We start from the raw sequence: 6,327 nt of genomic DNA, 5'->3' as shown, positions 1-6,327 counted from the left end.
CCTCACCCGAGTCTGTGTTCAGTAGGAGGGACTGCTACTGCCCCTGTTCGTCACGGCGGCGCTGCCACCGTTCCTCGATACGGGTCATCATCGACCGACGCTGCCGGTTCTGGCCGTGGGCCGAACCGCCTGCACTACCGGAGGCGGGCTGCTCGCCAGGCTTGGGTGCCTTGCGCCAACCGGTGACCACGAGAACCGTACAGCCCAGCATGACGAGGAATCCCACCACGCTGATCCAGAGCACGTTCGGCACGATCACACCGGTCATGAGGAGCGCGATACCCACCACAATGCCTGCGACTGCCTGGTAGACCCGTCGCCGGGTGTACGTGCGCAGTCCGCTTCCCTCAAGCGCTGTAGCGAATTTGGGATCTTCGGCGTACAGCGCTCGCTCCATCTGCTCGAGCATTCGCTGCTCGTGCTCCGAGAGCGGCACGGGAGTCCTCCTCATCCGTCGGTCGCGGGGGGTAGCGACCAGGGGTCCCCTTCAGGATAGGCGGGGAATCGCCCCCGTGATACCCGCCCTCTACGCCACGTTCTAAAAACACTGCCCTTAAAAAGTACTGCCTGAGGAAAGCGCAGTGCCGTCTTGAAGCCAGAGTCGCGCGAAGCAGTACCGCCGTGCGAGCGGTCCTAGAGGGCGTTATTCCCCAGAGGTCCACCCGGCATGCCGGTCACTGCCCCCGATCATACGGGTCACGACGCCGGTTCGGAGGGTGAGTGCGTCACCGCGTTCACGGAAGGTTCGCAGATCAGGCGGGCTTCTCGCCCAGAACGTGCAACTGGGTGGCGACCGCGTGGAAGGCGGGGAGCTCGGCGGCGGCCTCTTCCAGGCGCAGCAGGGCCTCGACCGCGCCCGGTTCGGTGTCCACCAGAACACCCGGAACCAGGTCGGCGAAGACCCGGACGCCGTGCACCGAGCCGACCGTCAGACCGGCGTCGCCGACCAGCGCGGTGAGCTGCTCCGCGGTGAAGCGGCGGGGTACCGGGTCGCCCGCTCCCCAGCGGCCGGCCGGGTCGGTGAGCGCCGTACGGGCCTCCGTGAAGTGCCCGGCGAGCGCGCGGGCCAGGACGGCCCCGCCGAGCCCGGCGCCCAGCAGGCTGAGGATGCCGCCGGGGCGCAGGGCCGCCACCGCGTTGGCCACGCCCTCGGCCGGGTCGTCCACGTACTCCAGCACGCCGTGGCAGACCACGACGTCGTACGAGTCGCGCTCGACGACGTCGAGCAGGCCCTGGGCGTCGCCCTGCACACCGCGGACGAGGTCGGCCACGCCGGCCTCGGCGACCCGGCGCTCCAGACCGAACAGCGCGTTCGGGCTGGGGTCGACCACGGTGACCCGGTGGCCGAGGCGGGCCACCGGCACCGCGAACTTGCCGGTGCCGCCGCCGGTGTCCAGCACGTCCAGCACGTCCCGCCCGGTCGCCTTCACCCGGCGGTCGAGTGCCTCCTTGAGGACCTCCCACACCACGGCGGTGCGGAGGGAGGCGCGGGGGCGGGAAGTGTCCGACACGGCTGATGGCTCCTCGGCGTAGGGGGGGGCACCTCCCAGCGGTGGCCGGGGGAGGGTGAGCGGTCCGTGCCCACCCTATGGCCTCCGGCTGGCGGGCAGGTCATCCCGCGTCGGGACGCTCCGCCCGGGGCAGTGGCAGGCCCTGCTGGGGGCCCGCGGGCGAGAGCGGGCGGAGCGAGAGCATCCGCTCCACCAGGCGCAGGAACATCCCCACCGCACGCACCAGATCGTCCGCGTCCCGGCCGGTCGCCGCGCCCGCTATCCCCGCCTCGGCCCGTGCCCTGCGGGCCGCGCCGGAGGCGAAGAGCGCGCTCCACTCGGTCAGTTCGGGCGCTATCTCCGGGAGCACCTCCCACGCGCTGCGGATGCGCGGCCTGCGCCGCGGGTTCACCGGCTCGGGCCGCCCGCGGGCGGCGAGCACGGCCGCGGCGGCGCGCAGCGCGGCGAGGTGGGCGGTGGCGTACCGCTCGTTGGACCGGGTCAGCCGGGCGGCTTCGGCCAGGCCCTCGTGGGCCTTGACGAGCAGATCGAGAGCGGCGGGGGGTGCCGCCGACTTCCGCGGGACGGGGTGGACAGGGGACGGGGACGGTGTGGCCATGACGAACCTCCTGTCGTTGCGTGCGCTTTCGCGCTGCCTGGTGTGGCTCCGTGCGGTCTGTGCGGTCTGTGCGTGTCCCCATCGTGACGGCCCCCACTGACAATCGCGCTGACCTGCGGTTTTGCCCTCCCGGTGCGGCTCCCGTCCGGGCAACTGCCCCCCGGTGCGCACCGGATGCCGCCGAGGATGCTAGTTTTTGAACTGACCAGTCAGTTCAAAAGGAGGGGGACGGCGTGGACAGCCCGCACGGCGCGGCCGTCAAAGCCGAAGGCTTCGGACTCAAGGGCCCGCGCGGCTGGGTGTTCCGGGGCGTCGGCATCGACGCGGCGCCCGGCTCGCTCATCGCGGTCGAAGGCCCCTCCGGAAGCGGCCGGACCTGCCTGCTCCTCGCCCTCACCGGCCGGATGAAGCCCACCGAGGGCCACGCCGAGATCGGCCGCCACCGGCTGCCGAAGAGGATGGCCGCGGTCCGCCGCATCGCCGCCCTCGGCCCGGTGTCCGGGGTCAACGAACTCGACCAGGCCCTCACCGTCGCCGAGCAGTTGCGCGAGGGCGCCCTGCTCCAGCGCCGCTACGAGGGACCCGTCCGCGCCCTGCTCCGCCCGCGCGAGGAGCGCCGCAGCTCCACCGCGGCCCGCATCGACGCCGCGCTGGCCGCCGCCGGACTGGACGTCTCGACCCTGCCCAAGGGCCCGCGCACCTCCGTACGGGACCTGGAACGGCTGGAGTCCGTACGGCTGTCGGTGGCCATCGCGCTGCTCGGCTCCCCGCGCCTGCTGGCCCTGGACGACCTCGACCTCAAGCTCTCGGACTCCGAGCGCGCCGAGGCCTGGGAGCTGCTCCGCTCCATCGCCGCCCGCGGCACCACCGTCCTCGCGGTGTGCAGCGAGGCCCCCGCCGGCGCGACGGTCCTGCGCACCGTCCCGGCGGCCGCCGAGCCCGTCGCCGCGTCCCGGCCCGTGGACACCGAGCTCATCTGGGGCGTCCCCAAGAGCACCGGCGCCGACGAAGGCAACGTCACGCAGAACGCCAAGAAGGCCAAGAACGCCAAGAACGCAGAGAACACCGACGACACGAAGGGGGACGACGATGCGCTCGCCGAAGCTGGCCGCGCTTGAGCTGAAGCGGTTCGGGCGGGGGAAGCTGCCCCGGGCCGCGCTCGTCGCACTGCTCCTGCTCCCGCTGCTCTACGGAGCGCTGTACCTGTGGTCCTTCTGGGACCCCTACAGCCGCCTCGACAAGGTGCCCGTCGCCCTCGTCAACTCCGACCAGGGCGCCACCGTGGACGGCAAGCGGATCGACGCGGGCGACGAGATCACCCGCAAGCTCCACGACAGCAAGACCTTCGACTGGCGCGAGGTCAGCGCCGAGGAGGCGGCGAAGGGGCTGGAGAACGGTACGTACTACCTCTCCCTCACCATGCCCGCCGACTTCAGCACGAAGATCGCCTCCAGCGCCGGTGACGACCCCGCCACCGGGGCCCTCCAGGTCCGCACGAACGACGCGAACAACTACATCGTCGGCTCGATCTCGCGCACCGTCTTCTCCGAGGTCCGCTCGGCGGCGTCCACCAACGCCTCCCGCGGCTTCCTCGACAAGATCTTCGTCAGCTTCTCCGACCTCCACGACAAGACCGCCGAGGCGGCCGACGGAGCCGACAAGCTCACCGACGGCGCCGGCAAGGCGCAGAAGGGCGCCAAGGACCTCGCCGACGGCCTGGACACGGCCAAGGAGAAGAACGGCGAGATCACCGGCGGCCTGAAGAAGCTGAACGGCGCCGCCGGACAGCTGGAGACCGGCACGAAGGACATCGCGGCCGGCACCCAGCGGCTCGCCGACAAGGTCGGCGGCACCGCCGACAAGGCCCGCCCCTTCCTGAAGGACCCCAAGCAGCTCGCGGACAGCGCCGAACTCGTCGCCGACACCGCCAAGGTCGTCGGCAACCACCTCGACACCTTCGCCAAGGCGGCCCCCGCGGCCGCCACCGTCACCCAGCGCGTCTCCACCGGCGCCGCCGACGTCTACGCGAAGACCTGCACCACCGGCGCCACCCCGCTGCCCGCCACCTGCCCCCAGCTGAAGAAGCTCAAGGACGACGCCGCCGAGGGCGCCGAACTCGCGGGCGACGTCAACACCCTCGTCAAGGACACCAACGGCGACCTCGGCAAGCTCCGCACGCAGCTCGCCGACCTGGAGCGCGAGGCCCGCAAGCTCGCCACCAGGGCCCCGTCCCTCTCCGCGGACCTCGACGCCGCCGTCACCCAGGTCAACGCCCTCAACGACGGAGCCCACAAGGTCGCCACCGGCATGGCCAAGCTGCACACCGGCATCGGCACCGCCACCGAAGGCTCCGGCGCCCTCGGCGTCGGCGTCGGCAAGCTCGGCGACGGCGCGCACAGCCTCGACGGCGGCCTGGTCAAGCTCGTGGACGGCAACGGAGAACTCGCCGGCGGCCTGCACGACGGCGTCGGCCAGATCCCCGACTACGACACGCAGCAGCGCGACGCCCGCACCGAAGTGATGGCCGACCCGGTGCGGCTCGCCAACCAGTCCCTGCACAAGGCGCCCAACTACGGCACCGGTTTCGCCCCGTACTTCATCCCGCTCTCCCTGTGGGTCGGCGCGATGGTCGCCTACATGCTGATCGCACCGCTGAACCGGCGGGCGCTCGCCGCCGGCGCCTCGCCCTGGCGGATCGCCCTCGCCGGCTGGCTGCCCGTGGCCGGGCTCGGCGCCGCCCAGGTGGCCGCGCTGATGTCCGTACTCCACTGGGGTCTCGGCCTGCAGATGGCCCGGCCCGCGCTCACCATCGCCTTCCTGATGCTGGTCACCGGGTGCTTCGCCGCGATCGTCCAGTGGCTCAACGCCAAGTTCGGCGCCGCCGGACGCATCCTGGTCCTGGCCGTCCTGATGCTCCAGCTGACCTCGGCGGGCGGCACCTACCCCGTCCAGACCAGCCCGGAGTTCTTCAACGCCATCCACCCCTACCTGCCGATGTCGTACGTGGTCGAGAGCCTGCGCCGACTCATCACCGGCGGCGACCTCGCCCCGGTCTGGCAGGGCGGCGCCGTCCTGATCGCCTTCACCGCGGGCGCCCTCGCCCTCACCGCGCTCGCCGCCCGCGGCAAGCAGGTGTGGACGATGGACCGCCTGCATCCCGAACTGAGCCTGTAGCCGGTGGAGAGCGGCCGACCTGTGAGAATCAGCGCCATGGAACGCAGCAGCACCGGTACGGCCGCGGGCGGCGGCCGCCGCCAGGCCACACGGCAGAAGCTCTACGAAGCCGCCGTCACGCTCATCGCGGAGCAGGGGTTCTCGGCGACCACGGTCGACGAGATCGCCGAACGGGCGGGCGTGGCCAAGGGCACCGTCTACTACAACTTCGCCAGCAAGAACGAGCTCTTCGAAGAGCTGCTGCGGCACGGGGTCGGGCTGCTGACGGAGTCCCTGCGCACGGCCGCGGAATCGACCGAGGCCGCGGGAGGCACCCGGGTCGAGGCGCTCGACGCGATGATCCGGGCCGGACTCGTCTTCATCGACCGGTACCCCGCCTTCACCCAGCTCTACGTCGCCGAGCTGTGGCGGACCAACCGCACCTGGCAGTCCACGCTGATGGTCGTCCGGCGGGAGGCGGTGGCCGTCGTCGAGACGGTGCTGCGCGAGGGCGTGGAGCGCGGTGAGCTGAGCGCGGAGATCGACGTGCCGCTGACGGCGGCGGCGCTGGTGGGGATGGTGCTCGTGGCGGCGCTGGACTGGCAGTCGTTCCAGAGCGAGCGGTCGCTGGACGACGTGCACTCGGCGCTGTCGCTGCTGCTGCGCGGACGGGTGAGCGGCAACCGCTGACGGTTGACCCCCGATCGGCGGTGCCGCTGGGACACGGCGGACGCGTAGAACTGGTGGGGCGGCTGAGTATCCGTACCTAGGCACGGAAATGAGTACGCGCACGGATGGGCCCCGACCTGCGAGGACGCCAGACTGGGGGCAACGGACAGGGACCCGGCCCGCACCGCCGACACGGGGCGGCAGGTGCGGACCGGGTCTCTCTGGCCGGTGGGAACGCGGTTGGCGTCGAGGCTCGGGGGGATCGAGCCTCGGCGCCGGCCGCTTTTTTACGGGGCCGGCCCGGCGCTGACTGCGCGCTGCACGGCCGGGCCCTGCCCCGGCCCCATCGCGGGTGCGCCGCCGCTGCACGGGGGCCAGCCCCCGGACCCCCGCGCC

At 72.2% G+C, this 6,327-nt stretch carries 6 protein-coding genes; 3 read left to right on the top strand and 3 right to left on the bottom strand.

Features of this window, described 5'->3' with window-relative positions:
• Positions 1–34: 34 nt before the first annotated feature.
• The 3 genes from ACWGDE_RS34615 to ACWGDE_RS34605 all read right to left on the bottom strand — a co-directional run bounded on the left by ACWGDE_RS34615 (position 35) and on the right by ACWGDE_RS34605 (position 2,109).
• On the bottom strand, positions 35–436 hold the full coding sequence (locus ACWGDE_RS34615) for a DUF3040 domain-containing protein (protein WP_215015059.1): 402 nt from the start codon (positions 434–436) through the stop codon (positions 35–37).
• 316 nt (positions 437–752) lie between these two features.
• Positions 753–1,511, bottom strand: a complete 759-nt coding sequence (locus ACWGDE_RS34610) for a class I SAM-dependent methyltransferase (protein WP_453393026.1) — start codon at positions 1,509–1,511, stop codon at positions 753–755.
• Between the two features lie 100 nt (positions 1,512–1,611).
• Positions 1,612–2,109: an SAV_6107 family HEPN domain-containing protein gene (locus ACWGDE_RS34605; protein WP_453393025.1), complete on the bottom strand. Its 498-nt coding sequence runs from the start codon at positions 2,107–2,109 to the stop codon at positions 1,612–1,614.
• A 233-nt stretch (positions 2,110–2,342) separates the two neighbouring features.
• Between ACWGDE_RS34605 and ACWGDE_RS34600 the strand changes: the two genes are divergently transcribed.
• From ACWGDE_RS34600 to ACWGDE_RS34590, 3 genes are read left to right on the top strand one after another with little or no spacing between them, the layout of a single operon-like run.
• Positions 2,343–3,227: an ATP-binding cassette domain-containing protein gene (locus tag ACWGDE_RS34600; RefSeq protein WP_453393024.1), complete on the top strand. Its 885-nt coding sequence runs from the start codon at positions 2,343–2,345 to the stop codon at positions 3,225–3,227.
• Entirely contained in the window at positions 3,199–5,283 is a 2,085-nt protein-coding gene (locus ACWGDE_RS34595; protein ID WP_453393023.1) for a YhgE/Pip family protein, read from the top strand. Before ACWGDE_RS34600 ends, ACWGDE_RS34595 begins: the two co-directional genes overlap by 29 nt.
• A gap of 36 nt (positions 5,284–5,319) precedes the next feature.
• Positions 5,320–5,952: a TetR/AcrR family transcriptional regulator gene (locus tag ACWGDE_RS34590; protein WP_453393022.1), complete on the top strand. Its 633-nt coding sequence runs from the start codon at positions 5,320–5,322 to the stop codon at positions 5,950–5,952.
• Positions 5,953–6,327: the final 375 nt, after the last annotated feature.

Source organism: Streptomyces sp. NPDC054956, from assembly GCF_053609185.1.
This window is presented reverse-complemented; position numbering and strand designations above follow the sequence as displayed.